General features: G+C 56.3%; 22 protein-coding genes and 1 pseudogene. 15 read left to right on the top strand and 8 right to left on the bottom strand.

Annotated elements, in window-relative coordinates:
* Positions 1–5: 5 nt before the first annotated feature.
* Positions 6–338 carry a DUF2845 domain-containing protein gene (locus OR1_RS07035; protein WP_052440309.1) on the bottom strand — a complete coding sequence of 111 codons (333 nt, stop codon included), beginning with the start codon at positions 336–338 and terminating at the stop codon, positions 6–8.
* A gap of 153 nt (positions 339–491) precedes the next feature.
* Complete coding sequence (locus OR1_RS07030; RefSeq protein ID WP_041970915.1) at positions 492–2,024, bottom strand: NapC/NirT family cytochrome c; 1,533 nt, start codon at positions 2,022–2,024, stop codon at positions 492–494.
* A 286-nt stretch (positions 2,025–2,310) separates the two neighbouring features.
* On the opposite strand from OR1_RS07030, the gene OR1_RS07025 reads away from it, so the two are divergent.
* The 5 genes from OR1_RS07025 (at position 2,311) to OR1_RS07005 (ending at position 6,467) form a co-directional block, all read left to right on the top strand.
* On the top strand, positions 2,311–2,799 hold the full coding sequence (locus OR1_RS07025) for a cytochrome c3 family protein (RefSeq protein WP_041970914.1): 489 nt from the start codon (positions 2,311–2,313) through the stop codon (positions 2,797–2,799).
* Positions 2,796–3,581 (top strand): 4Fe-4S dicluster domain-containing protein, encoded by a 786-nt coding sequence (locus OR1_RS07020; protein WP_152609838.1) that lies wholly within the window; start codon positions 2,796–2,798, stop codon positions 3,579–3,581. Before OR1_RS07025 ends, OR1_RS07020 begins: the two co-directional genes overlap by 4 nt.
* A gap of 142 nt (positions 3,582–3,723) precedes the next feature.
* The gene (gene nrfD, locus OR1_RS07015) at positions 3,724–4,977 is read left to right on the top strand and encodes an NrfD/PsrC family molybdoenzyme membrane anchor subunit (protein WP_041970913.1); all 1,254 of its coding nucleotides are present in this window, start codon (positions 3,724–3,726) and stop codon (positions 4,975–4,977) included.
* A gap of 112 nt (positions 4,978–5,089) precedes the next feature.
* Entirely contained in the window at positions 5,090–6,160 is a 1,071-nt protein-coding gene (locus OR1_RS07010) for an alanine--glyoxylate aminotransferase family protein (RefSeq protein WP_041970912.1), read from the top strand.
* Positions 6,161–6,245: 85 nt separating this feature from the next.
* Positions 6,246–6,467 (top strand): hypothetical protein, encoded by a 222-nt coding sequence (locus OR1_RS07005; RefSeq protein WP_041970911.1) that lies wholly within the window; start codon positions 6,246–6,248, stop codon positions 6,465–6,467.
* A 15-nt stretch (positions 6,468–6,482) separates the two neighbouring features.
* On the opposite strand, the gene OR1_RS07000 is transcribed toward OR1_RS07005, so the two are convergent.
* Positions 6,483–6,674 carry a ferredoxin gene (locus OR1_RS07000; protein WP_041970910.1) on the bottom strand — a complete coding sequence of 64 codons (192 nt, stop codon included), beginning with the start codon at positions 6,672–6,674 and terminating at the stop codon, positions 6,483–6,485.
* 260 nt (positions 6,675–6,934) lie between these two features.
* Between OR1_RS07000 and OR1_RS06995 the strand changes: the two genes are divergently transcribed.
* Complete coding sequence (locus OR1_RS06995) at positions 6,935–8,791, top strand: phosphoenolpyruvate carboxykinase (GTP) (RefSeq protein WP_041970909.1); 1,857 nt, start codon at positions 6,935–6,937, stop codon at positions 8,789–8,791.
* A gap of 164 nt (positions 8,792–8,955) precedes the next feature.
* A complete protein-coding gene (pckA, locus tag OR1_RS06990; protein WP_041970908.1) occupies positions 8,956–10,548 on the top strand; it encodes a phosphoenolpyruvate carboxykinase (ATP) in 1,593 nt (530 codons plus the stop codon).
* A gap of 91 nt (positions 10,549–10,639) precedes the next feature.
* On the opposite strand, the pseudogene OR1_RS06985 reads toward pckA, so the two are convergent.
* The 4 genes and pseudogenes from OR1_RS06985 to OR1_RS06970 form a co-directional block, all read right to left on the bottom strand.
* Positions 10,640–11,945: pseudogene (locus tag OR1_RS06985) on the bottom strand (pyridoxal phosphate-dependent aminotransferase).
* Between the two features lie 239 nt (positions 11,946–12,184).
* Positions 12,185–12,781 (bottom strand): hypothetical protein, encoded by a 597-nt coding sequence (locus OR1_RS06980; RefSeq protein ID WP_041970907.1) that lies wholly within the window; start codon positions 12,779–12,781, stop codon positions 12,185–12,187.
* A 4-nt stretch (positions 12,782–12,785) separates the two neighbouring features.
* Entirely contained in the window at positions 12,786–13,259 is a 474-nt protein-coding gene (locus OR1_RS06975; protein WP_237754249.1) for a WbuC family cupin fold metalloprotein, read from the bottom strand.
* A 137-nt stretch (positions 13,260–13,396) separates the two neighbouring features.
* Positions 13,397–13,750 carry a VOC family protein gene (locus OR1_RS06970; RefSeq protein ID WP_041970906.1) on the bottom strand — a complete coding sequence of 118 codons (354 nt, stop codon included), beginning with the start codon at positions 13,748–13,750 and terminating at the stop codon, positions 13,397–13,399.
* A 131-nt stretch (positions 13,751–13,881) separates the two neighbouring features.
* Here OR1_RS06970 and OR1_RS06965 point away from each other — a divergent pair, with 131 nt between their 5' ends.
* The 8 genes from OR1_RS06965 (at position 13,882) to OR1_RS06930 (ending at position 22,730) form a co-directional block, all read left to right on the top strand.
* A complete protein-coding gene (locus OR1_RS06965) occupies positions 13,882–15,492 on the top strand; it encodes a thiolase family protein (RefSeq protein WP_041971048.1) in 1,611 nt (536 codons plus the stop codon).
* 39 nt (positions 15,493–15,531) lie between these two features.
* Positions 15,532–15,708, top strand: a complete 177-nt coding sequence (locus tag OR1_RS06960; RefSeq protein ID WP_041970905.1) for a Rho termination factor N-terminal domain-containing protein — start codon at positions 15,532–15,534, stop codon at positions 15,706–15,708.
* Positions 15,709–15,828: 120 nt separating this feature from the next.
* Positions 15,829–16,920, top strand: a complete 1,092-nt coding sequence (gcvT, locus tag OR1_RS06955; protein WP_041970904.1) for a glycine cleavage system aminomethyltransferase GcvT — start codon at positions 15,829–15,831, stop codon at positions 16,918–16,920.
* Between the two features lie 62 nt (positions 16,921–16,982).
* Positions 16,983–17,357 carry a glycine cleavage system protein GcvH gene (gene gcvH / locus OR1_RS06950; RefSeq protein WP_041970903.1) on the top strand — a complete coding sequence of 125 codons (375 nt, stop codon included), beginning with the start codon at positions 16,983–16,985 and terminating at the stop codon, positions 17,355–17,357.
* Between the two features lie 60 nt (positions 17,358–17,417).
* Entirely contained in the window at positions 17,418–18,755 is a 1,338-nt protein-coding gene (gene gcvPA, locus OR1_RS06945; RefSeq protein ID WP_041970902.1) for an aminomethyl-transferring glycine dehydrogenase subunit GcvPA, read from the top strand.
* Positions 18,756–18,763: 8 nt separating this feature from the next.
* A complete protein-coding gene (locus tag OR1_RS06940; RefSeq protein ID WP_041970901.1) occupies positions 18,764–20,368 on the top strand; it encodes a glycosyltransferase family 39 protein in 1,605 nt (534 codons plus the stop codon).
* Between the two features lie 37 nt (positions 20,369–20,405).
* Positions 20,406–21,857 carry an aminomethyl-transferring glycine dehydrogenase subunit GcvPB gene (gene gcvPB, locus OR1_RS06935; RefSeq protein ID WP_082002845.1) on the top strand — a complete coding sequence of 484 codons (1,452 nt, stop codon included), beginning with the start codon at positions 20,406–20,408 and terminating at the stop codon, positions 21,855–21,857.
* 51 nt (positions 21,858–21,908) lie between these two features.
* A complete protein-coding gene (locus tag OR1_RS06930; RefSeq protein ID WP_041970899.1) occupies positions 21,909–22,730 on the top strand; it encodes a lipoate--protein ligase family protein in 822 nt (273 codons plus the stop codon).
* A 21-nt stretch (positions 22,731–22,751) separates the two neighbouring features.
* Here OR1_RS06930 and OR1_RS06925 read toward each other — a convergent pair whose 3' ends face one another.
* Complete coding sequence (locus OR1_RS06925) at positions 22,752–24,494, bottom strand: hypothetical protein (RefSeq protein WP_160295222.1); 1,743 nt, start codon at positions 24,492–24,494, stop codon at positions 22,752–22,754.
* Positions 24,495–24,542 lie beyond the last annotated feature (48 nt).

The raw sequence follows: 24,542 nt of genomic DNA, 5'->3' as shown, positions 1-24,542 counted from the left end.
TCCCCTTAATATCCGTATCCCAGGCTTTGAATCTTTTTGACCCTGCCATTCTTTATGGTCACTTGGTACTGGAACTGGTTCGGACCGAAATTGTAAATCCAATCCTCAATTTCTGCCGTGATCATGGTCCGGTAATGCCTGGTGCCATCGATCGTTACCTGTTCGCGATGGGATCCCGATGCCGGCTCGCCGCATCTGGCCAGGAGTTCCCCTGCGGTGCTTCCTATCGAGATCAGATAATTGTTGCATCGCATCGAGTCCCTGTCATCGGCGCAGTGGCCGGTGGTCACGACAGATATCATCAGGAGTGCGCCTGCTAAAGAGTGTTTCCGCACCATTTTGCCTCCGGGAGAACTTCATAATGAGCGAATTTTACCATATGCAACGTCCTTTCGGTATTGTACCTCCGATCCGGTACGAAAAAAGGCTGCCCGGTTTTGCGGGCAGCCTTGAATGCGAGATCCGGAAATTATTCCGCCGGCGCTTCAGTCCTAGTGATGCTTGGCCTGTTTTTCCTGTTCCCCGCCGCCAGGCACATCATGGCCTTTGGCAAGGTGGCATTCGCTGCAGTTGGTTTTCATGATTTCATCGCCGATATCGACCGGATGAACGAAATCCTTGACCTGGATGCCGGCCGGGATGTTCTCCTGCTTCTGGCTGATTACAGTGTGGCAGAGGTTGCAGTCCTTGGAGATGATCTTGCCGCTTGCGGTCTTATGCTTGCCGTCGTGGCAACGGAAGCACCCCGGTGTATAGAAATGGCCGATATGGTTGGGGTAGGTACTCCAGGTAATCTTCATTTCCGGGAAGTAATTGCGTTTGTACATACCCTGAATATGTTTGACCGCGTCGGTTATTCCGGCCCCCTTTTCCTGGGCGAGCTTGGGATAATTCTTGGCATAGAAGTCCTTGATGCCGGTCTCGATGGCTTTTACTCCCTCTTCAGTGCTCTTGTAGGGTTTTTCAAGCAATTCCACTCCGATCTTCTTGATGAACGGCAGGTTTGCGTCGACCTTGCCGGAGACGATACTCTCGTCCATCTCCTGACCCGGGGAGTGGTAAATATGGGTCGGCCGGTTGTGGCAGTCGGTGCAGTCCATCAGCCGCTTTTTCGCTTTGGTGACCTCTTCCCTGGTCAGCGGTTTGTCGCTGTCCATGTATTCGGTAATTGAGCCATCCTTTTCCTTGACCGCTATATAGGGTATATCCAGCCGCTTTTTATCCCGGGCAATATAGTTGACCTCTGTTCCGATATGCCAGTGGATTCCCATGGCATGCGGCGACTTGGGCGTGCCGCCGATCTTGATCAGCAGGTTGACCTCGCGCGGGGTGTTCTGCTCATTTGGGGCATAGTGATAGAAGATCTTCTGGCGCCCTGAGTAGAACTTTTCGGGCCAGTGGCAATGTTCGCAGGTATCCCTGGCTGGACGGAGGTTTTCGATCGGAGTTTCGATCGGGCTCGGAAATGAATGGGTGAGGACCGCCCATACCTGGCGAAGGCCGGAGATCTTGGCCTTGACATACCATTCCGCTCCTGGTCCGACATGGCATTCAACGCACTTGACCTTGGCGTGGGGCGAGTTGCTCCAGGCGGTATGTTCGGGTTTCATGACCACATGGCAGAGTTCGCCGCAAAACATGGTCGATTCGGTGAACTCAAACCCCTTGATGGTCGCGACTGTTATCAGCAGCACAAACACGACGGTTGCCATAGAAAAGAATACCGTCAGTTTCATCTGGTGCTTGTCGTTGAGGTCCAGCCTCGGCAGAGGCGGGATAACGGCATCTGCGCCGGCTGCCCGCAGCTTGTTTCTGGTGCGCCACATGCCGGCCGGAATAATCAGGAGCCCGGTAACGAGCATTGCAGGGAACATGAAGAAGGTAAGGAGACCGAGGTAGGGGTGGTCGATCCCCATGATTACTTCCATGGAGAGGAATGCGATGATCAGCCCTGTGGCGACGATCGCAATAATCATCCCGGCAATACTGACCATGTTCCATGCATACCTGAAAGACTTGTGCATAGCTGCTCCTTGTTAAAAAAAACCTGATAAAATTAAATGGTTAGCGCCTGGAAGGGGGTAAATTTATATCGCGCGGCTGTTGTTTGTCAAAACAAAAATTTATAATCATTTCCATCTCATCTTACTGAAAGTTTTGCGAGTTTCAAGTTTGCCCGACTTATTATTGGCTGACAATGCTTGCATCCTGTGAACGCTGTTATAAAATTTAACAAAAAGCTACAGTGCAATTAATTCGCCGGATTATTCGGGTTTTCCTGACAAGAATTGCTATTGAAAGGCGACAACTATTATGAGCCATGTGTGGCGGCCATTGTTCGTGGCAGCGGGAGTTGTGGTTGTTATCCTTGTCTTGAGGGTCATTCTGGTGCCCAACGATTTTGGAATTCACGAACGGGGTTACATGTATGGCTGGCATCGGAAAGGGAACGAGGCCGATTGGAAGAATATCAGCGTAAAGTACCGGACGACCGAATATTGCCGCCAGTGCCACAGAGATAAATACGAAGATATCAGGAATTCGCCGCATGGCTCGATTATGTGCGAAAATTGTCATGGCCCGGCCATGAACCATCCGCAGGACCCGCGGTCGTTGGAAATCAACAGGAGCCGCGCCCTTTGCGTACGCTGTCACTTCAAGCTCCCTTACAGTGCCAGTCGAAGGGGAAGTATAAAGGGAATAAACCCGGCCACGCATCACCCCGAAGTTGAGTGCGTTCTCTGTCATTACCCGCACAATCCGTTACGGGCTCCGGTGAAGAAGGAGGCCAACCAATGATTACCAGGCGGAATTTCTGTAAAAAATCACTCCTGCTCATCGGAGGGATGGCTGTGCCGCTTGCGGCGCTGGAGATATTCAACCCCGGCAGGCTGTCTGCCGAAAAGGATGATCCTGCCAAGGTTCGCTGGGTTTTTTTAGTGGACACCTTCAAGTGTGTCGGCTGCGGTTTCTGTGTCAGGGCATGCAAGCTGGAGAATGAGATCCCTTACGATGCAAATGTTTCCAGGACCTGGGTGGAGCGATATGTGGTCACAAAGGATGGTCAGGTTCACACCGACTCTCCGAAGGCGGCCCGCGATGGTTTTACCTCCAAGTCCATTGATCAGGCTAGCAGAGGTTTGCTTGAGATCAAGGACGAAGATATCGACAAGGCGTTTTTTGTGCCCAAGCTGTGTAACCAGTGCGATAATCCGCCGTGTGTGCAGGTCTGTCCGGTCGGGGCGACATACCAGACCCCTGACGGGGTCGTGCTGGTAGACCGGACCTGGTGCATCGGCTGCGGTTACTGCGTCATGGGGTGCCCGTACGGGGTGAGATTTTTCCACCCGGTCTACAAGGCCGCGGAAAAGTGCAATTTCTGCTATCACCGGATATCAAAGGGCTTGAAGAGCGCCTGCGTTGAGGCCTGTCCCTTCGGGGCCCGCAGGATCGGCAACATCAAGGACCCTGAAGATCCGGTGACCAGGATCATCATGACCGAGCGGGTTGCGGTATTGAAAGAGGAATATGGCACCAAGCCGCAGGTATTCTATCTCGGCATGTCCAGGGAGGTGAAGTAATGGAAACGGCCCTTTTTCGCCCTGTCGGCGTCACCCATCGTGATTGCTTGTGCGACGTACTAATCAAGTACGCCTCCGTGCAATCTCTCGGTTTCCTTGACAGAACAAAAAATTGCTCGTTTCCTGACGGGAGGGTATAGCCATGGTACATGGTGAGGTTTGGACCGCCAAAGAGCTGTTCGTATACCCAAATGAATATATCTACTGGACCATCCAGATCGTCATGTACCCGTTCATGACCGGTCTGGTTGCCGGCGCTTTCGTCCTTTCGTCGCTTTATCACGTTTTCGGCGTGAAACAGTTGAAGGAGATCGCCCGCTTTTCGCTGGCATTCTCGTTTGCCCTGTTGCCGGTGGCCATGATGCCGCTGCTGCTGCATTTGCAGTTCCCGTTCCGCGGGATCGAGGTGATGATGACCCCGCACTTCACATCAGCGATAGCCGCCTTCGGGATAGTGTTCACGACCTACGGGATGATCGTCGCGGCAGAGCTCTGGTTCGTCTACCGGAAATTCTTTGTCGAGACGGCTCTGGAGTTGCGGAAGCTGACCGTCAGGAGCTTTGTGCAGCAGGTCAGGTACATTTTGTATTCCGTGCTTACGCTTGGCGCATGGGATATCAGCGAGCACTCGCTGGAGAAGGACGAGCGAGCGGTCAAGATGCTTGCCGGTCTGGGGATACCGGTAGCCTGTTTTCTGCATGGATACGCCGGTTTCATTTTCGGATCGGTCAAGGCCAATGCCCTCTGGATGACCCCGCTGATGCCGGTAATATTCATCTGCTCGGCCGTTGTCTCCGGGATAGCACTCTGTATTATCACCTATATTGCCACCATGGAGATTCGCAAGGCCATCCATGCCTGGAGACTGAAGAATAACCCGGCATTGCCGTCAATAGAAGAGCTGAAAAGCGCGGAACTTCAGGATGTTACCATGACCTCCCGTTATCTGGTCATGTTTCTGATCCTTGCCATTACCCTGGAACTGCTTGACCTGATCTTCCGGGGATACACGGCGGTCAAGTCTTGGGATATCCTCAGAAGCGTCATATATGACAAGGATTTCTTCAACATTTTCGTGATCCAGTACGGAATGGGGAACCTGATCCCGTTCATTCTTTTTCTGATGCCGCGCCTGACCATCCGCCGCGCCGTGGTCGGCACCCTCCTGGTCCTGCTCGGGGTCTTCATGATGAGATGGAACGTGGTCATCGGCGGCCAGGCGTTTTCCTCGTCATTAGCGGGTTTTATGCATTATCACCTGCCGATATGGCCGGACAGTCTGGAAACATTCAAGGAAGGGTTGTTCGGTGCACTTCTGGTGGCCGCGACTCCGTTTGTCCTGTTTTGGCTTCTCGGCAGGATAATCCCGATTTTTTCAGTCAAAAATACGCACTGATCTGCTGATATTTTCACGAGTGGCTATTGACAATCAGTTCAGGCATTTGTTAGCCTCTCACCGCATGCCGGATTAAACGGTAGGCGTATCTCGATTTTGCAGGGGAAGATCAATGCACAAAAAACTCTTCATTCCAGGTCCGGTGGAAATTGCCCCGGAGATCCTTGCCGCAATGGCAACTCCGATGATCGGGCACCGGATGCCCGAATATGCCCAGCTGCACAAGAGGGTCAAAGAGAAGCTGAAAAAGCTCATGTTCACCGAGGCCCGGGTGTTCCTGGCCACCTCCAGCGCCTTCGGCGTCATGGAAGGGGCAGTACGCAACCTGGTGGCTAAACGGTGCGCCAACTTCTGTAACGGCGCATTTTCCGACAAATGGCACGATGTGACCAAGCGGTGCGGCAAGGAAGCCGATGCCTTCAAGGCCGACTGGGGCAAGCCGATCACAGCTGAAATGGTCGATCAGGCACTGGCTACCGGCAAGTACGACGCCATGACCCTGATTCACAATGAGACCTCCACCGGGGTCATGTCGCCGCTCCCGGAAATCGCCGCAGTGCTGGCTAAATATCCGGACGTTGTATCAATCATCGATACGGTTTCGTCCATGAGCGCCCTGAAGATCCCGGTTGACGAGCTTGGCATCGATTGCTGCATCTTCGGCGTGCAGAAGGCGTTTGCTCTCCCCCCGGGGCTGGCGGTCTTTACTGCCAGCGAAAAGGCCTTGAATCGGGCCAAAACCGTTGAAGGGCGCGGCTACTATTTCGACTTCATCGAGTTTGCGACCAACGACGACAAGGACAACACCCCGTCAACTCCATGTATATCGCAGATCTATGCCATGGATTGCCAGTTGGACCGGATCTTTGCCGAGGGGTTGGAGCAGCGATGGGCACGGCATAAGGAGATGGCGACCCTGGTCAGGAACTGGGTGTCGGATCGCGGCTATGCCTTTTTCCCCGGAGAAGAGTATCTGTCCATGACCCTGACCTGTGCCAGAAACACCAAAGGTACCGATCTCGCCGGCCTGAAAAAACGTCTGGCCGCGGTCGGATACGCCTTTGACGACGGCTACGGCAAGATCAAGGGGGAGACGTTTCGGATTGCCCACATGGGTGACATGCGTTTGTCAGATTTGAAGGAACTGCTTGCGGAAATTGACCGGCAATTGGCAGAGATGTAAAGATCTTGCTGAGATTGTCGAAAAGAACTGTTATAATTAAGCGAAAATTTCCGGTAATGAGCTACCCTTAAACAGGTGGCATTAAATGGCGGGTCTGGATTTTACCGGGCCAATTGAAAAGGAGATTGAGATGAAGTGCCCGAATTGTGGTGGGAGAGAAGCTATTGAGATCGATATGCATTCCGAAGGGTTCTCAGCCGAAACATCGCCGGTAAAAGAGTGCGGTACCTGTGGACTTGTCTGGCGGATCAAGGTTGTTGGCGATCGGCACGAACTGGATATTATCAAGAAGGCGGAAAATAAGTAGACAATACATCTATTTCTATTCCTGCCAAGATATGCACTGAACCGGACAGCCGTCGATGGCTTCCTGTATCTTTTTTTCATCAGCCCCGGCAGGATTGTAAACTTCAGATTTGGAATCAGTTCCGAACCGGAAGACGCCGGGGCATGTTGAGACACAGAGTCCGCAGCTGATACACAATTCCCTGTCGACATAAGGGATTCTGGCCATTTCCTTAACCCTCCGTTCTGCTTGAATCATTGCGCCTCCCCGATTGTATCAACACGTTCCTGGGTGTCAAATGGGTCTCTGCGCCGTTCAGACCCGTCTCCGCAAAATTTTATTCTAATTACATCAATTTTATTCTTCCTTAATTTACAATTTTTGTGTAAGTTCCCCAATTGTACAACCGGTAGATAACCATTCGACTCGACTTACGAGCTTCATAATCCGACGAAGCTCAATTAAATATCCGAGAGGGGACAAGGGTAATGAGTTACGATGTTCCGAAGAATGAACAGCTGTTGAAGTGGGTTGAGGAAGTTTCGGCACTATGTGAGCCGGATCGGATCCATTGGTGTGACGGATCTCAGGAAGAATACGATGAACTCTGTGCTCTTCTTGTTAAGAGTGGGACATTCAAGAAGTTGAACGAGAAGAAGCGTCCGAACAGTTACCTTGCATGGTCTGATCCTATCGACGTTGCCCGGGTTGAGGACCGCACTTTTATCTGCAGCCATTCCAAACAGGATGCCGGTCCGACCAATAACTGGATGCATCCGAAAGAGATGAAGGAAAACCTGCACAAGCTGTTCAAAGGGTGCATGAAGGGGCGTACCATGTACGTCATCCCCTTCAGCATGGGGCCTCTCGGTTCCAATATCGCCAAGATCGGGGTTGAGATTTCCGACTCTCCCTATGTTGCCGTTAACATGCGGATCATGACCAGGATGGGCAGGGCGGTTCTGGACGTCCTGGGTAAAGACGGCGAATTCGTCCCCTGCCTCCACTCGGTTGGCGCACCTCTGCAGCCCGGCCAGCAAGATGTTCCCTGGCCCTGCAACAAGGAAAAGTACATCGTCCATTTCCCCGAAGAGCGGGCCATCTGGTCGTTCGGCAGCGGTTACGGCGGCAACGCCCTGCTGGGCAAAAAGTGCCTTGCCCTGCGGATTGCCTCGGTACAGGCCCGTGATGAAGGGTGGCTGGCAGAGCATATGCTTATCCTCGGCGTCGAGTCCCCCACCGGTGAGAAGACCTATGTAGGTGCCGCTTTCCCGAGTGCCTGCGGCAAGACCAACTTTGCCATGCTGATTCCCCCCAAGCCTTTTCTGGACAAGGGGTGGAAGGTAACCACCATCGGCGACGACATCGCCTGGATCAAGCCCGGTCCGGACGGCCAGATCTATGCCATAAACCCGGAATACGGCTACTTCGGCGTGGCGCCTGGTACCAATTACAAGACCAACCCGAACGCCATGATTTCCTGCGAAAAGAACTCCATCTTCACCAACGTTGCCCTGACCGAGGACGGAGATGTCTGGTGGGAGGGAATTGACGGTGACGTCCCGGCCAAACTGACCGACTGGCAAGGGAAAGAGTGGACTCCCGATTGCGGTCGCCCGGCTGCTCACCCCAATGCACGCTTTACCGCACCGGCGTCCCAGTGCCCCAGTATTGACCCTGATTGGGAAAATCCCAAAGGGGTACCGATGAGCGCCTTTATCTTCGGCGGCCGCCGCAAGGATACCGTGCCGCTGGTTTATCAGGCCTTCAACTGGAATTATGGCGTTTACCTCGCCTCCACCCTCGGCTCCGAGACCACTGCCGCAGCCGTCGGGGCCACCGGCAATGTCCGGCGTGACCCGTTCGCCATGCTTCCGTTCTGCGGCTATCACATGGCTGATTACTTTGCCCACTGGCTGCAGTTCGGCCGCTCCATCGCCCGTCCGCCCCGTATCTTCAACGTCAACTGGTTCCGCAAAGATGCCAACGGCAAGTTCATCTGGCCGGGCTATAGCGACAATATGCGGGTTCTGAAGTGGATTGTGGAACGCGTTCAGGGCAAGACCGGTTCAGTGGAGTCCCCGCTCGGCTGGATGCCGCGCTACGAGGACATGGACTGGGAAGGGCTGGATATGTCCCGTGAGAAGTTCAACGAGCTGATGTCGGTGGACCGGGATGTCTGGCAGAATGAGGTCATTTCCCACGAAGAGCTGTTCGTCAAGATGTACGACCGGCTCCCCAAAGAGTTCCTCCACATCCGTGAACTGATCCTCTCCTCTCTCTGGCGTTCCCCGGAACATTGGGAACAGCTTGGTGATGTTCATCCCGAGGGGTGGAACGAGTAATCTGAAAATAGGCTTTATGTAATGCAATCCGTGGCCGGCCTTATGATCGCACCGTTAGATCGTAAGCCCGGCCTTTTTTTATCCATGTTGCCACGTTGATGAATCTGAATGGCCGGTTATAATCCGAATAGGTTTTATGAGTCTGAAATCATCAGGGGGGCAGCATGAAACTGAACGACATCACCCGTGGGACCGGCCTTGAAGAACACGGCATTACCAACGCCAATCTGATTTATTGGACAGCACCGACTTCGGTTCTTTACGAGCAGATCGTGAAACGCGGCGAGGGGTTGGTAACCCATCTCGGTGCCATTGCCGTGAAGACGGGCCACTATACCGGCAGGGCAGCCAACGAGAAGTTCATTGTGGATGAGCCGACCTGCCATGATCATATCAACTGGGGCAATGTAAACCGCCCGTTCGATCCGGTCATGTTCGAGGGGCTTTACCAGCGGATGCTCGCCTATATGCACGGCCGGGACCTGTTCGTGCAGGACTGCTTCGCCGGCGCCAGCCCGGAGCATCGGTTGCCGGTGCGGATAATTACCGAAAGGGCATGGCATTCGCTTTTTGCCCGGAACATGTTCATCAGGGCCGCACCGGAAGAGCTGGTCAATCATAAACCCGAATTCACGGTGATCGACATGCCGAACTTCCACGCCATCCCTTCCATTGACGGCACCAACACCGAGACGTTCATCATTGTCAATTTCGCCAGGAAGGTGATCATTATCGGCGGCACCAGCTATGCCGGCGAGATAAAGAAATCGATCTTCACCATCCTCAACTACCTGCTGCCGCTCGATCGAAACGTCATGTCCATGCACTGTTCTGCCAATGCCGGGGATAAGGGGGATGTCGCCGTGTTCTTCGGGCTTTCAGGCACCGGCAAGACGACGCTCTCGGCAGATCCCGGCAGGAAGCTGATCGGCGACGACGAACATGGCTGGGACGACAAGGGGGTATTCAACTTCGAGGGGGGGTGCTATGCCAAGATCATCAAGCTTTCCCGGGAGTCAGAGCCGGAGATCTATGAGACAACCCGGCGTTTCGGCACCATCCTGGAAAACGTCGCCATCGACACGGTGAGCCGCAGGATCGACCTCGATGACGAATCGTTTACCGAAAATACCCGTGCCTCCTATCCGATTACCCATATCCCCAATATCGTCAAATCCGGTATCGGCGAACACCCGAAAAACATCATCATGCTCACCTGCGACGCTTTCGGCGTGCTGCCGCCGATTGCGCGGCTATCGCCGGAACAGGCGATGTATCATTTCCTCTCCGGGTATACCGCCAAGGTTGCCGGCACAGAGGCCGGCATCACCGAGCCGCAGGCTGCCTTTTCCGCCTGTTTCGGCGCCCCGTTCATGGCGTTGCACCCATCGGTCTACGCAAAATTGCTGGGAGACAAGATCGCCAGGCATGAAGTCGGCTGCTGGCTTGTGAATACCGGTTGGAGCGGTGGTGGCTACGGGGTGGGGAGCCGGATGAAGATCTCCTATTCCCGAGCCCTGGTGAATGCCGCGATCAACGGCACCCTTGCTGCGGGGGAGTTCGACAAGGACCGGTTCTTCGGGCTCGACATCCCCAAAGTATGCCCGGGCGTGCCGGCAGAGGTTCTGGACCCGAGAAACACCTGGAGCGACAAGAATGCCTACGACGCGACTGCCAAGGATCTGGTGGCGCGGTTTAGGAAAAACTTCGAGCAGTACCGGCAGTATGTTTCCAAGGACGTGGCCAAAGTCATGTAATGCACGAACCGGTTATAAGGTTTTGAGGAGATAAATTGAAAAGGGACGGCCGGAGCCGTCCCTTTTTTTTGTTGAATGTCTGATCCCCGGTTCAGGAAGCAATATAGACCTTGATCATGTCGGCCAGGGTTTTGTAGATCCGCTCGCATTCCGCTGGATCCTTTTCCAGCAGCGTAACCCTGAATCCCTGCAGCCCGGTGTTGAAGGAGGAGAGCGGTACGATGCAGATCCCGGTGGCGGCAAGGACATAATAGACGAACCGCTTGTCGGGCGAGACGCCGGGGGCGTTCACCAGGGACTCGACCAGCTCGCGCACCTCGGTGTTGGTTATCGGCAGCGACTGGCGGCCGGTGAGCATCCCGTCCCGGAAGGCGACGGCCATGTAGAAGGCGCCGTTGGTCCGGTTTACCATCAGCCCCGGAATATCCTTCAGAAAGTTCCAGGTGATGTTGCTCATCAGCTCGTAGCGGCGGGTCCGCTCTTCCAGGTAGACCGGGTATTGCGGATGGCTCATGATCGCCGGGATGACCTTCTGCGGCAGGGTCGTCGAACAGACCTCGTTCATCTTGGTGTTGAGGATGGCGTTCACGTAATGCTGGAACCGCTCGTCTTTGTCGAAGTTATAGGCTTCGATCCAGCCGCACCGTGAGCCGGGCCACGGTAGCTCCTTGGAGATCCCTTTCATGGCGATGGCCGGGACATCGCCGATGACATCCGAGATCGGAACGGTCTTTTCGCCGTTATAGACGATATTGTTGTACACCTCGTCGGCCAGGATGAAGAGGTCGTATTCCCGGGCTATTGCTACGATCTCCTTGAGCGTCTCCACCGGATAGGCCATGCCGGTCGGGTTGTCCGGGTTGATGATCATGATCCCGGCGACGGCAGGGTTGGCTTTTACGAGGTTGCGGATCTCGCCGAGGTCCGGATACCAGCGGTTGTTCGGGTCGAGGCTGAAGCAGAGCGCCGGGGCATGGGCATGGGACGACTCGGCGGACGAATGGGTGGTGTATGACGGCGAGGCCATGAGAATACGGGTTTCCGGGTTGAGGACCCCGTACAGCTTGGCGATGGCATCCCCCAGCCCGTTAAAAAAAGATGATGTCGTCAGGAGTGATCTGCGCCCCGCCGCGCCGGTTGGTCTGGTTGCAGATGAACTCCCTGGTCTCCAGCACCCCCCTGGTGTGGGCATAACCGTAGGTATCGTTATCCATGGCGGCCTTGGCAACGATTTCCTTCATCCAGTCAGGAATAATCTCCCCCTTGACGATGGGATCGCCGATATTTTCCCAGTTGATCTTCACGCCATGTTTCTGGAGTTTTTCCGCCACATTGACGATGTTGCGGATTTCGTAGGTGATCTTGCCGGCGCTGGGTGGAACGAGTTGGTTTCTCATGGTCAGCTCCTGTTCATCGAATAAGGTGTGGCGAAAATGAAAAAAGGCCACGGGGGGTTCCCGCGGCCGGTGTGTCTGCAAATGTGCTGATGGTGTCTACCGGGGTACGGGGATTCCTGCGGCGCTTGCTGCCGCTGCGCCAATAGCTCGTGCTGCCGCTATGATTGCGATCGATCCGATAGTCATGGTTATCCGAATAACACAGAAGGTTGCAGCCGTCAATTGTTTTATGAGCGTTGTCAGTGTTCCACCGAGATCAGCAGCCTGCCGTCGTCATCCTTCCACCGGAGCCACCCCGAGTTTTCCAGGTCTACGAGCACGAGTATCCAGGAGTCGTCAAGCTCCACGACCCGGAGCCTCTTCTCCTTGCTCACCGCAGCAACTGGTTTGGCAGCGGCCGAGGGTTGCGGCCGCAACTGGTAGAAATCCTTTTTCAGGCCGTTCAGCAGCCTGACTTCGCCACCCTGGAGATATCTCTTCCAGCTCTTGAATCTCATGCCGTGCCCCAGGGCGAGCCATCCTTCGCGGCCGCTGTCGTCAAAAATGACCTTGACCCAGTCCCCGCGCTTTCTGGTAAAGGCAATATTGATCATCCCCGGGGAACCCTTGATGGCCGGCGTCATCGAGGGGAAATCAGCCGGATCGAGATCAGTCATCCGGCCGACGCCGGGCTCGCGGTAGAGCGACAACAGCGGGGACGAACCGTCCTGAAGCGTGCCTTTGGTTGTCAGGGTGAGCACGCCGATCCCGGCCAGCGGCCGGGGTTTTGGCGGGGCCGCCCAGGCAAGAGAGACGCAGAGCAGGGACAGGGCTATGATATAAGCAGTTAAACGCACCCGGCTACTCCAGAAGATGGGCTATGAGTGATGCCAGGTAGGCCAATGCCTCCCCGGTACATTCCAGGGGAGCCCAGTCAGCCTGCTCTTCCGGTTTCAGCGCCAGATAAGGTCCGGCCTTGGCCTCGAAGAATGCCGTTCCCGGCGCCAGGCTGACAGCGCCGTGAAACCGGCCATGGGGGATGTCCACGGCAATTGCGGGGCCGCCGACTGTTAGCACGGTCGAGCTGTCGATGCTGCCGTCGTCGTTGAAAATAATGACCCCAAGGGCACCGCTGACGATGACGAAGGTCTCATCCTTGTTCGGGTCGAGATGCCGGTGGGGACGGATGTACGAGCCCGGCTCAATGGCGTTGAACAACCGGTGGCAGCAGAAGTCGTCGCTGGGGTGGAGATTGAGGTTCTTCCTCCCTCGCGGGTTTGCCCGCGCCTCTTCGGAGAGCCGGGCGAGTGTAGACTGGTCAAAAACTTTCATCATGTTTTCTCTCTCAAATGTCAGAGAGTGTCGATTTTTCGCAAGATCAAGGCTGTCAAACGAGTTCGAGGAGGCGTAGCAGCGCTACTCCGACGAGGACGAGAGCAGACTTACGCAGATATTGCGGAAAAGCGGCGCTCTCACCTGTCAACAAGGGCGATCTGGTTGCCGTCCGGATCCTTCACCACCGCCATCTTTCCCCACGGCGTCTGCTCCAGCGGTTCGGCAAAGGCGACCCCCTCATCGATCAATCGCTTGCAGAACGAGTCCAGATCATTTACCTGGAGGGTGATTCCGGTATGCCGGCCCACCAGAGGGAACGCCGCTTCGTGCAGCGCGGTGGCAACACCCAGTGAGCTGGTAGCGCCAGGGAAAAATTCGATCATGAAGTCGGTTTCATTGGCCACCGGGAGCTGAAGCTGCTCTTTGTAAAATTTCTTTGCCGCTGCCGTATCCTTGACAAAGACCACCACGTTTTTCATTCGTTCGACCACGAGAATCCTCCTGTAATCAAAAGGTAACCTCTTCATAACAGAGGGGTGACGCCATGACAAGCGGTTTTCTTGCTCTTGCGATCAGAATAATATCTGTTAACATCAAAAGACTAACAAGGTCCGGAATTGAAATGGATAATGGCTTCAAACCCAGAACAGTCTATGTGGCGGCGTCTTACAGCGCACCCGTCGGTCGCTACAACGGCAAGGAGCGCGACAAGCTGTCGTTTCTCGAACTGGCCGAACAGGCCGGCGCCGTTTTCGAGCGGAGTGCGGTGCGCCGCAGGGAGATTGATGCGGTGGTGGTCGGGTGCCAGAACCCCGGCGCCTTTTCCGGGGTAGACAACACCGCATCAAAGGTCGCGGGGGTTTTGGGGGTCTCGGGAAGCAAGTCGGTGCTGATAGACACCGCCTCGTCTTCCGGGGCCTCGGCCCTGGAAAACGCCTATCTGATGGTGGCGTCCGGCAGCTGCGACCATGTGCTGGCGCTCGGCATCCAGAAGATGAGCGACGTGGGGACCCTGGATGCCACCAGGATCGTGGCCGGCGTTATCGACCGTGACGAGTCCGAATTCGGCCTGACCATGCCGGCCTGCGGCGCTTTGGTTGCCAGGGCGCTGATCGAGCGACTCGGTTTGACTTATGAAGAGTGGAGCGCGTTTTCCGCACTGCTGACCGAGCGGGCGCACCGCTATGCGTCGCGCAACCCCGATGCGCATCTCAATTTCCCCATGCCGGTGGCCGAATACTTCGAACAGGTAAAAAGCGGCAAGAACTACCGTTACTGGTCGCCGCTTCGGTACCACGACTTTTGTCCGATGTCGGACGGGGTTGCGGCGGTCATCCTGACTTCAAGGCCCCATCCGGTGCTTGTTGCCGGGGTCGGCAGCGCCACCGACATCCCGACGATCGCCGACCGGAAATATTTCCACTCATTCCCGGCCACGGTGCGCGCGGCAGCAGAAGCGTACGGCATGGCCGGGATCAGGAACATCAGGGATTTTACCGGCAAGCTCCATGTCAATATGCACGATCCGTTCAACGGCTTCGGGCCGATCAACATGGTTGACCTCGGTATTGTTCCGCGCCATCGGCTGCTGGATTCGCTGCTGGACGACACCTTGACCGGCGACCGCGGCGCCTTTCCGACCAACCTGACCGGTGGGCTCAAGGGGCGCGGCCACCCACTGGGAGCCACCGGGATGATCCAGGTGGTGGAAAACCATCGTCTTATCCTGGAGCAGGGTTTCAAGGCCGGGCTTTCCCATTCGATCGGGGGGCCGATCAATAACAACGTGGTGATACTGCTCGAACGCGCCGACCATTACCGGAACCGGGCGCCGCAACCATTTCGTTCCTGGGGGCTGCCGTCGCTCGGCAGGCTCAAGCCGAAGGATGTAACCGTAGAGGAGCTTCTGTCCCTGGACGGGCCGGTGGCCGGGAGTTTTGTCACGTCTACCACCCGTTACGATTACAAGACCGGCCGGCCGGAAGCGATAGTCATGATAGTCTCTTGCCGATATAAAGATGGCCGGTACAATTTCCTGTTCGGCATCGACGGCGAGCACAACAGCGAGATCAGCGCCCTGACTCCGGGAGACCGTGTCAGCCTGGAGAGATCCGGCGACGCCATCCTGGTCAACCGGATGCCGGTCAGGAGGTTTTACGAAAGGACATTGAACGGCCTGGTAGAGCTGGCCGAAACCGGCTGGCGAAAAATAGCGGGTAAATCAAGTGGTTAGAAACAGAAATGAATCATCTTTAAAAGGAGATGCAAGAAAATGAAAATGGATGAGATCAAGGAAGTCGCCAAAGGGTTGGGTATCAAGCCCGGCAAGATGAAGAAGGGGGATCTGATCAGGGAAATCCAGCGTGCCGAGGGGAACGAGGAATGCTACAACAGCGGCAAGGCCGATATCTGCGGCCAGGAGGGGTGCTCCTGGCGCGAAGACTGCTGATCTACCGCTTTACGGTTAACAACATCAGCCCTTGCCGCCCAATTGGCAAGGGCTTTTCTTTCGATTTACAAACCACGGCAAATCGGCTAGAGTTACCCATCCCAGCAAGGGGAGGGCGCCATGGCACAACTCAGGGAAACACCGCTCATTCAAAAGCATACCGAGCTCGGGGCGCTGATCGCGCCGTTCGGCGGCTGGAACATGCCGATCCAGTACGAGGGGATCATTGCCGAGCACCGCTGGTGCCGTCAGAAAGCGGCTCTGTTCGACATCTGCCACATGGGGGAGTTCCTCTACCGGGGCGATATTGTTAGCGGCGGTCTTGATGATGTCTTCACCTTTTCCGTTGCCGCCATTCCGGTCGGACGATCCAAATACGGGTTCCTGCTGAACGAACAGGGAGGTATCATCGACGACCTGATCGTTTTCCGGCTTGCCAGCGACGAAGCGATGATCGTCGTCAATGCCGCCACGGCTGAAAACGATTTCAAAATCATCTCCTCCCGCTTGAAAGATCCTTCGCTAATCACCGACATCTCCGCTGCTACCGGCAAGCTGGACATCCAGGGGCCGCTGTCGCGGGATATCCTGACCAGTCTGTTCGGCTCTGAAATAGGCACCATCCCGTACTTCAAATTCATCAAGACGGATATCCTCGGGTCCGAGGCGATCGTCAGCCGTACCGGCTACACCGGGGAACTCGGCTACGAGATCTTTCTCCCGGCCGCTAAGGTTGCCGAACTGTGGAACCTGATCGCATCCGACCCCGGCATTAAGCCGGCGGGTCTGGGCGCCCGGGACCTGCTCAGGCTGGAGGTCGGCTACAGCCTTTACGGCAATGACCTCGATGAGACGATTTCCCCCCTGGAGGCCGGTCTGGAGATGTTCGTCAATTTTGACAAGGATTTCGTCGGCAAGGATGCACTGCTACGGCAGAAAGCTGCTGGGGGGCAGCGGACCAGGATCGCTTTCCGGGTCGGCTCGCGTCGGTCGCCGCGACATCACTACGAGGTCTGGTCCGGCGAAGAAAAGGCCGGGACCGTTACCAGCGGGGCGTTCTCGCCGATGCTCGGCTGCGGCATCGGTCTGGCCCTGGCAGATCCGAAGCTGGCTGCCATCGGCACCGAGATCACTGTTCGTCATGAAAATGTCAGCATGGCTGCCGTTGTCTGCGGCCTGCCGTTTTTCGACGGTGGCTCGCTCCGAAACTAGCAGCTTAACCGGCCACCCTGAGCCACCTCTTTTCATCTATCAATTACCGCAAGGAGTTTGTCATGCCGTCAACGTACTACACCAAGGAACACGAATGGGTCAAGATCGAAGGGAACATCGCCACGGTTGGCATTACCGATTTTGCCGCGCATCAGCTGGGTGATGTCACCTTTGTGGAACTTCCGGCTACCGGCAAAAGCGTGAAGCAGTTCGAAGTCCTCTGCGCCATCGAGTCGGTGAAGGCTGCCAGCGATATCTATGCCCCGGTTTCCGGCAAAGTGGTTTCCGTAAACGAGGCGCTGGAAACAACTCCCGAGATCGTCAACGAATCTGCCGAAGCGGCTGCCTGGATGGCGTGCCTTGAGATGGCAGACAGTTCCGAGGTCAACAAGCTTATGAGCCGTGAGCAGTACGACGAGTTCCTCAAGGGGCTTTGATTCACGGTTCAGCCAGTAGGCATTTCATAGCACGATTACATTTGCATCGGAGGGGCGGCAATGAATTTCACTCCCCATACCCCGGCGGAAATACGGGAGATGCTGGCCACCATAGGGGTCGGCAGCATCCAGGAGCTGTTCAACCCCATTCCTGCCGAACTCAGGGCCAGATCGTTCGATCTCCCCGCAGGAATGTCCGAGTTCGAGATGCTGGACCGGCTACAGGATCTGGCGGCTCAGAACTGCGCGATCACCCCCTTTGTGGGGGGCGGGTATTACGATCATCTGATTCCCGCTGCCGTGGATCATCTGGCTGGCCGATCCGAGTTTTACACCGCTTATACCCCTTACCAGCCCGAGGCCTCGCAGGGTAGCCTGCAGGCGCTGTTTGAGTACCAGACCGCGATCTGCCGGCTTACCGGCCACGATGTCTCGAATGCCTCGCTTTACGATGGCGGCACTGCCCTGGCCGAGGCCGCCCTGATGGCGCTGCGCGCCACTTCCAGGAGCCGTGTGCTGGTGGACGGCGCGATCAACCCGTTCCACCGATCGATACTGAAGACATACCTGGCCAACCTCGATGTGGAGATTGTGGAACTAGCGCCGGTGGACGGCATGCTCGACCTCCAGGCGTTTGCCCGTGAACTCGATGAACGCTGCGCCGCGCTGCTGGTGCAGAATCCGACCTTCTTCGGCGCTGTCGCCGATTACTCACAGGTGGCGGAACAGGTCCACGGCTGCGGCGGACTGCTGGTTGCCTCGGTATACCCGGTAGCGCTCGGCCTCCTGAAATCGCCCGGCGAGATGGGGGTGGACATTGCCGTGGGCGATGGCCAGAGTCTGGGGAATCACCTTTCCTTCGGTGGCCCGGCTTTTGGCTTTATTTCGGCAAGCAAAAAATACATCCGGAACATGCCGGGGCGGATCGTCGGTGAAACCGTGGATCGGGAGGGCCGTCGAGGGTTCGTGCTGACGTTGCAGGCCCGCGAGCAGCATATCAAGCGGCATAAAGCAACCTCCAACATCTGCAGCAACCAGTCGTTATGCGCCCTCAGAGGGTTGATCTTCCTTGCGGCCTTAGGCAGGCAAGGGTTTGTGGAGCTGGCGCTTCTGAATCGCGACAAGGCCGAATATGCCAAGTCTGCCCTGGCGGCGATCAAAGGGGTAAAAATCCTCACCGTTGCCCCGATCTTCAACGAGTTTACGGTTTCGCTGCCGGTCGAGGCCGACCGGCTAGTGTCAGAGCTCATCGGCAGGGGAATTGCAGCCGGTGTGCCGCTGGGGCCGTATTACCAGGGGGCCGGCAACTGCATGGTGGTTACGGTCACCGAAAAGAGGAGCCGGGGAGAAATAGACCGGTTGGCGACCGAACTCGATATGCTGCTTAACCAGAACTGAGGTTCAGGGTGAAGCCCGGTTACAGCCTGGCGATAATCGTTATCCTTGGCCTGCTGGTCTACGGCAATACTCTCAACGGCGGGTTGGTCTGGGATGACCCCTTGTTCATCGAGGACCGCAGCCCGATTTCGCATCTGGAAAACATCCCGTTCTTCTTTACGAACAACATCGCCCGGGGGACTGCCATGCCGCATGCAGTCCCGTATTACCGGCCGCTTCATATGACTGCCATGGCGTTGCAGTATGCGCTTTGGGGACAAAACCCCTTTGGCTACCACCTGGTAAACCTGATCCTTCACATTGCACTGGCAATCCTGGTCTATCTGCTTGGCCGGCAGCTTGCTCTTGGTGAATGGGGATCGCTTTCGGCAGCGCTGCTATATACCCTGCACCCGGTTCATTCCGAGTCGGTGGCATATATCGGCGGCAACAGTGAACTGCAGTATTCCCTGTTCTACCTGGCGGCTCTTTACTGTTATCTCCGCGCCCGGGTTTCGACAGGGCCGGCATGGCTGGCCGGGGCTCTCCTGTTGTATCTCTGTTCGCTGCTGACCAAGGAATCGGCCCTGACCCTGCCGTTGCTTCTGCTGGTATTTGAAGCTGCCGACCGGTCCGGTCCGTTGTCAAAAAGGGCCTTGAGAGTATCTCTGTTCGCAGCAATATCCGCTCTCTATCTGGCGCTTAGGTTTCAGTTCGTCAAGGAGATATCGTGGCTGGATACGCCGTTTGCCGACCGCTTTTACACCAGCTGCGGCATCGTGGCGCGATACCTCTGGAATCTCCTGGCGCCGTTCGATCTGAAGGTGCTTTACGATATCCCGGTGAAGCTCTCCTTGTTCCGCTGGGATGTGGCCGGGCCATTGCTCCTGGTTCTGGCGCTGGGCGTTATCCTGGCCCGGTTGTTACGAAGCAGCACTGAACGCTTCTCCGGGCTGCTGATGCTGCTCCCGATGCTGCCGGCATCCGGCCTGCCGATGATCCTGCTGCCGGTGCCGATGGCGGACCGATACCTGACGCTCCCTTTGGCAGGATATGCGCTCCTGGCATCCTTGCTGCTGGAGAGATGGCACAGCCGGGTAGTGACGGAACCTGTTGTGAGAAGGGGTGGGGCGGGCCGCTTGCTGCGGTTTTCCGTTCCCGGTGCCGTGTTTCTGATCGTTTGTCTGGTTTTCGGGGTAATGACCGTGCAGCGCAATCTGCTGTGGCATGATCGCGAGACCATCGCCCGGAGGATGACCGTAGATGCTCCCGGTCATTTCCTCGGGTATGAACTGCTCGGCACTATTTTGGGCACCCAAGGGGAATACGCTGCCATGGCGCAGAGCTATCTGCTGGCCGAACAGAAGACCCGGGATCGCAACCTGGAGCAGGGGCGCGAGTATTTGCGGCTCGGGCGGGCAGAAGAGGGGCTGGCGCTTTTTGACCGGATGCTGAAGCAGTTTTCCTCTGACCCGAAGGTCCTGAACGGGATGGGAGAAGCTCTGATGATGAAAGGGCGATCGTTCGAGGCGCTGGAGATGTTTCGACAGGGTGCAAGGATTTGCCCCTCCTGTACGGAAATAGCAGAGAATCTCCGGAAGGCGGAGAGTGCCGGGAGCTGGAAGGCCGAATAGGGGTTACTGTCGGAGTGTGGCTGGGTCATTTCGATTAATGGAGGCTACCATGCAGCTAATCTATGAAAAATCAGTGCCGGCGCGGCGTGCCGTCCGGATGCCGTCGAGTGATGTTCCGGCTGCAGCGATGCTGCCGAGGGAGCTGTTGCGGAGCGAACCGGCAGATCTACCCGAGCTTTCGGAGCTGGACGTGGTGCGCCATTTTACCCAGTTGTCGCGCCGGAACATCGGCGTGGATACGACCTTTTACCCGCTCGGCTCCTGCACGATGAAGTACAATGCCAAGTCACTGGAGGATGGGGCCAGGATCTCCGCTCCGTTCCACCCGATGATCGCTCTGCTGCCGGGGGGCGAATCCTGTGCGCAGGGGAGCCTTGCCATGCTGCATCACATGGGGGAGCTGCTGGCAGAGATCACCGGCATGGACGAGGTCACCTGTCAGCCGCTGGCCGGGGCCCACGGCGAGATGACCGGCATAATGCTGATCGCCGCCTACCACCGGGCAAAAGGGAACAAGAAAAAGTACGTGATCGTTCCGGACTCCTCCCATGGCACCAACCCGGCCAGCGCGGCAATGGTGGGGTACGAGATCGTAACCATTCCGACCGCACCGTACGGCGACATGGATCTCGACGCATTCCGGGCCGCCCTTAACGACGAGGTTGCGGCAGTCATGATGACCTGTCCCAACACCCTCGGCCTGTTCAATCCGCATATCAAGGAGATCTGCGACTTGGCCCATTCGGTGGACGCCATGGTCTATTACGACGGCGCCAACCTGAATGCCATACTCGGCCAGGTTCGCCCGGGCGATGTCGGTTTCGACGTCGTGCATGTGAACCTGCACAAAACCTTCGGCACCCCGCACGGCGCCGGCGGGCCGGGGAGCGGGCCGGTAGGGGTCAAGAAGGCGTTGGTCCCTTTTCTGCCGATGCCCAGGGTGATCAAGCGGAACGACGCCAGTTTCGGGGTGGAGACCGGCAACCCGCAGAGCATCGGCCGGACGGCCAACTTTTTCGGTAATTTTGGTGTCATGGCCAAGGCCTATGCCTACATCCTGATGCTCGGCCGCGAAGGTTTGATCGACGCGAGCGAAAAGGCGGTGCTCAATGCCAACTATGTCATGGCCCGGCTGAAGGACCTGTATGAAGTCCCCTACGACCAGACCTGCATGCACGAATGCGTATTCTCCGCTGCCAGGCAGATGCAGCATGACGTGCACGCCATCGACATCGCCAAATTCCTTATCGACAAGGGTTACCACCCTCCGACCGTCTATTTCCCGCTGATCGTCAAAGAAGCGATCATGATCGAGCCGACCGAGACCGAGAGCAAGGAAACGCTCGACGAATTCATCGCCGTGATGCGCGAGGCAGCGGAAACAGCGGAAACTGATCCGGCGGCCCTGAAGCTCGCCCCTCTGACCACTCCGGTATCGCGGTTGGATGAGACCAAGGCAGCACGTGAGCAGAATGTCTGTTTTACCTAGGGAAACGGATCAATTGCCCAGAGATCGCGTTTCTGCAGATGCTGATGCCCGATGAATACTGTTTGGCGGCTCATAGACACCGGCCCGCTTTCCGGTCCCGAGAACATGGCGATCGATGAGGCGCTGCTCGCCTGCTTCGACCCGGAAAACTCAGCTCCGGTGCTCCGGTTTTACGGCTGGAATCCCCCGGCGTTGTCGCTCGGCAGATTCCAGGATAGCGCGGCAGTGCTCGATCTTAACCGCTGCATGGCGGACGGTGTCCCGGTGGTCCGGAGGATCACCGGCGGTGGAGTCATCTATCACGCCGATGAACTGACCTATTCGATTGTCTGTGCCCCGCGCCACATCCCCCATGCTGCTACCGTCAAGGAGTCGTTCCGGATTCTCACCGCTTTTCTGCTCAGGTTTTACCAGGGGCTTGGGCTCAATGCCCGGTATGTCGTTGATGCCGCGCCCGACCTGTCGCGGTTAGGAGAACGGACCCCGTTTTGCTTTGCCGGCAGGGAGAGCTTCGATATCATGCTCGATGGCCGCAAGATCGGCGGTAATGCTCAGAGGCGTCTGAAAGGGGTTGTTTTCCAGCACGGCTCGATCCCACTCCGCAACAGGGTAGCGACCGGTATCGCGTATCTCCGGGAGCCCCCGGCCGGACTGGACGTCGCGGTTGCGGCCCTGGCTGATTTCGGGGTGGGATCTTGTGTGGATGACTTGAAGGAGAGACTTAAAGATGCTTTTGAAGAGGCAATAAGCAGCTGTCTTCAACCCGATGTTCTCTTTACAGCTGAGAAGAGCATGGCAGACAGGCTTGGAGTGAAAAAATACCTGACTTCATCCTGGAATATAGGGGGCGAGGAGGTTGTCTCCCAATCATGACAAATGTGGCTGCCATGGAACTTACGGCGTGTATAGCCCACCCCCATAAGTGTTATTCGGCGACCATCCAAAGAAAAACACTTGGCTCCCGGTCCAGACCGCTATTGCGTCATAACTCATCATTGCCGGTGCATTGGCGGTGCTGATCGTGCTCCATATGCCGGTTGCATAAGTGTATTTGTAGCCATTAAACGTGAAGGTGCTGGAATAGTTGGCGGTGTAGGCATCCCAGATGATCATCTCGTTTCCGGTGCCGATCGAAACATAACCTCTATTCATAAGGGTGCTGAAAGCCGGCGGAGCTCCAACATCTGATATTATGCTCCATGAATCGTTTCCCGGGTCGTATTTCCACCCTTCGCTCAACCAGGTGCCATCAAAGCCGCCCCAGAGAATAACCTTATTGTCCGAGGTCAGGAAGGCCGTCGGGTAGCTTCTGCCTGAAGGGCCATTGGTAGTGGTGATTGGTCTCCAGGTATCGGTTGCCGGATTGTATCGTCCGCCGGTATTGTTGGAATAGAAATTTGTCCCGCCCGGATTGTGACCGCCCCAAATGACAAATTCAGTACCAGTCCAGGCGTAACCATAACTGCTTCGTCCTGTTGGCGCATTTGCGGTGGTCATGGCTGTCCAGGTATCGGTTCTTGGGTTGTAACGAGCCCCGGCGTTGCTGCTGTCAGAACCCCAGACAATCATCTCGCTTCCGGTCCAGACCCCCCCATTATAGGTTTGAGGCGCATTTGCCGTTGATACCGGTTGCCACGAGTCAGTCGCCGGATTGTACCTGGCGCCGCTGTATGTTGCGGTCGTGCCACCGTAAGTTGCTCCCCACACGACCATCTCCGTGCCGCTCCAGACGGCACAGGCGCTGTAACCATCCAGAGAAGGGGCATTCGTGCCGGAAATAGTTCTCCAACTCCTGGTTGCCGGATTGTAGCGCCCACTATATCTGTGCAGACCGCTGCCGGGGCTGACGTGGTCCGGACCGTTCCAGATGATCACTTCCGTGCCGGTCCAGACAGCCAATGGTTTCTTTGCGGTGTATTCAGGAGCACCACTTAATGCTATCGCACTCCAGAAGTCATGCGTTCCTGATGGAGGCGAAATATTGGCATCCGTGACCGTGCCATTGAATGCGCCGGAAGCTGTAATTGAGGCGCTGTAGATGGTGCCGCCGGTCGTAGAGTTGGTGATCGTTACCGAAGCGCCATTGGTTGCGATCGTGACGGTAATAGCGTCAAAGAGCCTGTCCAGGGAATTGCCTATTGAGTAAGAAGAAGAGAGCGGATCATAATCAGTTGGCACACCATACATTGTCAGCATGGTTGCAAACTTTGACTTAAGTTGCGCAATGGCACTTACTATGTTTCCTCTGATGACGCTGTGCGATGTCTCACTATTGGCGCCACCGCATGCAGAACGGACGATCAGGTCGGAAAAGGGGTTGATGTTGGCAATGCCGCTACCGCTCGCAAACGAATAGAGAACCCTCCCTGGCCCGGCATCGACCTTGATCACGAAGGGTGCAGTCAGGCCGGTGATATTGATGCTGTAACTGCCGGTTGCTGACGTAATTGTCGTTTTTGTGGCGGCATTCGAGTCGATGATTGTGACTGCTGCATTTCCGAGAGCCCTGCCGGTCGCGGCTGTGCCGCTCATCGTACTTGCCGGGGAATTTAGAAACCCTGTCCCGCCGTTGCTGCCGCAGGCAACCAGCAAGCCCGCCACCGCACATACCAGCATAATCCTGAAAACTTTGGCCATGCTTTTTGTCTCCTCAGAAATCTTCATGCCTCACTCAGGAAGATGAAG

Source organism: Geobacter sp. OR-1 (assembly GCF_000813145.1).
In the GTDB taxonomy this organism is placed as follows: Bacteria; Desulfobacterota; Desulfuromonadia; order Geobacterales; family DSM-12255; genus Geoanaerobacter.
Note: the sequence above shows the minus strand (reverse complement) of the source record. Positions and strands in the feature narration are given on the sequence as shown.

Excerpts from the sequence above, each read along its gene's own strand:
- OR1_RS06930 (WP_041970899.1), top strand. The coding sequence starts at position 21,909 with ATGAATACTGTTTGGCGGCTCATAGACACCGGCCCGCTTTCCGGTCCC.
- OR1_RS07035 (WP_052440309.1), bottom strand. The coding sequence starts at position 338 with ATGGTGCGGAAACACTCTTTAGCAGGCGCACTCCTGATGATATCTGTC.
- OR1_RS06975 (WP_237754249.1), bottom strand. The coding sequence starts at position 13,259 with ATGATGAAAGTTTTTGACCAGTCTACACTCGCCCGGCTCTCCGAAGAG.
- gcvPB (WP_082002845.1), top strand. The coding sequence starts at position 20,406 with ATGGAGGCTACCATGCAGCTAATCTATGAAAAATCAGTGCCGGCGCGG.
- OR1_RS07020 (WP_152609838.1), top strand. The coding sequence starts at position 2,796 with ATGATTACCAGGCGGAATTTCTGTAAAAAATCACTCCTGCTCATCGGA.
- OR1_RS06995 (WP_041970909.1), top strand. The coding sequence starts at position 6,935 with ATGAGTTACGATGTTCCGAAGAATGAACAGCTGTTGAAGTGGGTTGAG.
- OR1_RS07030 (WP_041970915.1), bottom strand. The coding sequence starts at position 2,024 with ATGCACAAGTCTTTCAGGTATGCATGGAACATGGTCAGTATTGCCGGG.
- OR1_RS06965 (WP_041971048.1), top strand. The coding sequence starts at position 13,882 with ATGGATAATGGCTTCAAACCCAGAACAGTCTATGTGGCGGCGTCTTAC.
- OR1_RS07010 (WP_041970912.1), top strand. The coding sequence starts at position 5,090 with ATGCACAAAAAACTCTTCATTCCAGGTCCGGTGGAAATTGCCCCGGAG.
- nrfD (WP_041970913.1), top strand. The coding sequence starts at position 3,724 with ATGGTACATGGTGAGGTTTGGACCGCCAAAGAGCTGTTCGTATACCCA.
- gcvPA (WP_041970902.1), top strand. The coding sequence starts at position 17,418 with ATGAATTTCACTCCCCATACCCCGGCGGAAATACGGGAGATGCTGGCC.
- OR1_RS06925 (WP_160295222.1), bottom strand. The coding sequence starts at position 24,494 with ATGGCCAAAGTTTTCAGGATTATGCTGGTATGTGCGGTGGCGGGCTTG.
- OR1_RS07000 (WP_041970910.1), bottom strand. The coding sequence starts at position 6,674 with ATGGCCAGAATCCCTTATGTCGACAGGGAATTGTGTATCAGCTGCGGA.
- OR1_RS06960 (WP_041970905.1), top strand. The coding sequence starts at position 15,532 with ATGAAAATGGATGAGATCAAGGAAGTCGCCAAAGGGTTGGGTATCAAG.
- gcvT (WP_041970904.1), top strand. The coding sequence starts at position 15,829 with ATGGCACAACTCAGGGAAACACCGCTCATTCAAAAGCATACCGAGCTC.
- pckA (WP_041970908.1), top strand. The coding sequence starts at position 8,956 with ATGAAACTGAACGACATCACCCGTGGGACCGGCCTTGAAGAACACGGC.
- OR1_RS07005 (WP_041970911.1), top strand. The coding sequence starts at position 6,246 with ATGGCGGGTCTGGATTTTACCGGGCCAATTGAAAAGGAGATTGAGATG.
- gcvH (WP_041970903.1), top strand. The coding sequence starts at position 16,983 with ATGCCGTCAACGTACTACACCAAGGAACACGAATGGGTCAAGATCGAA.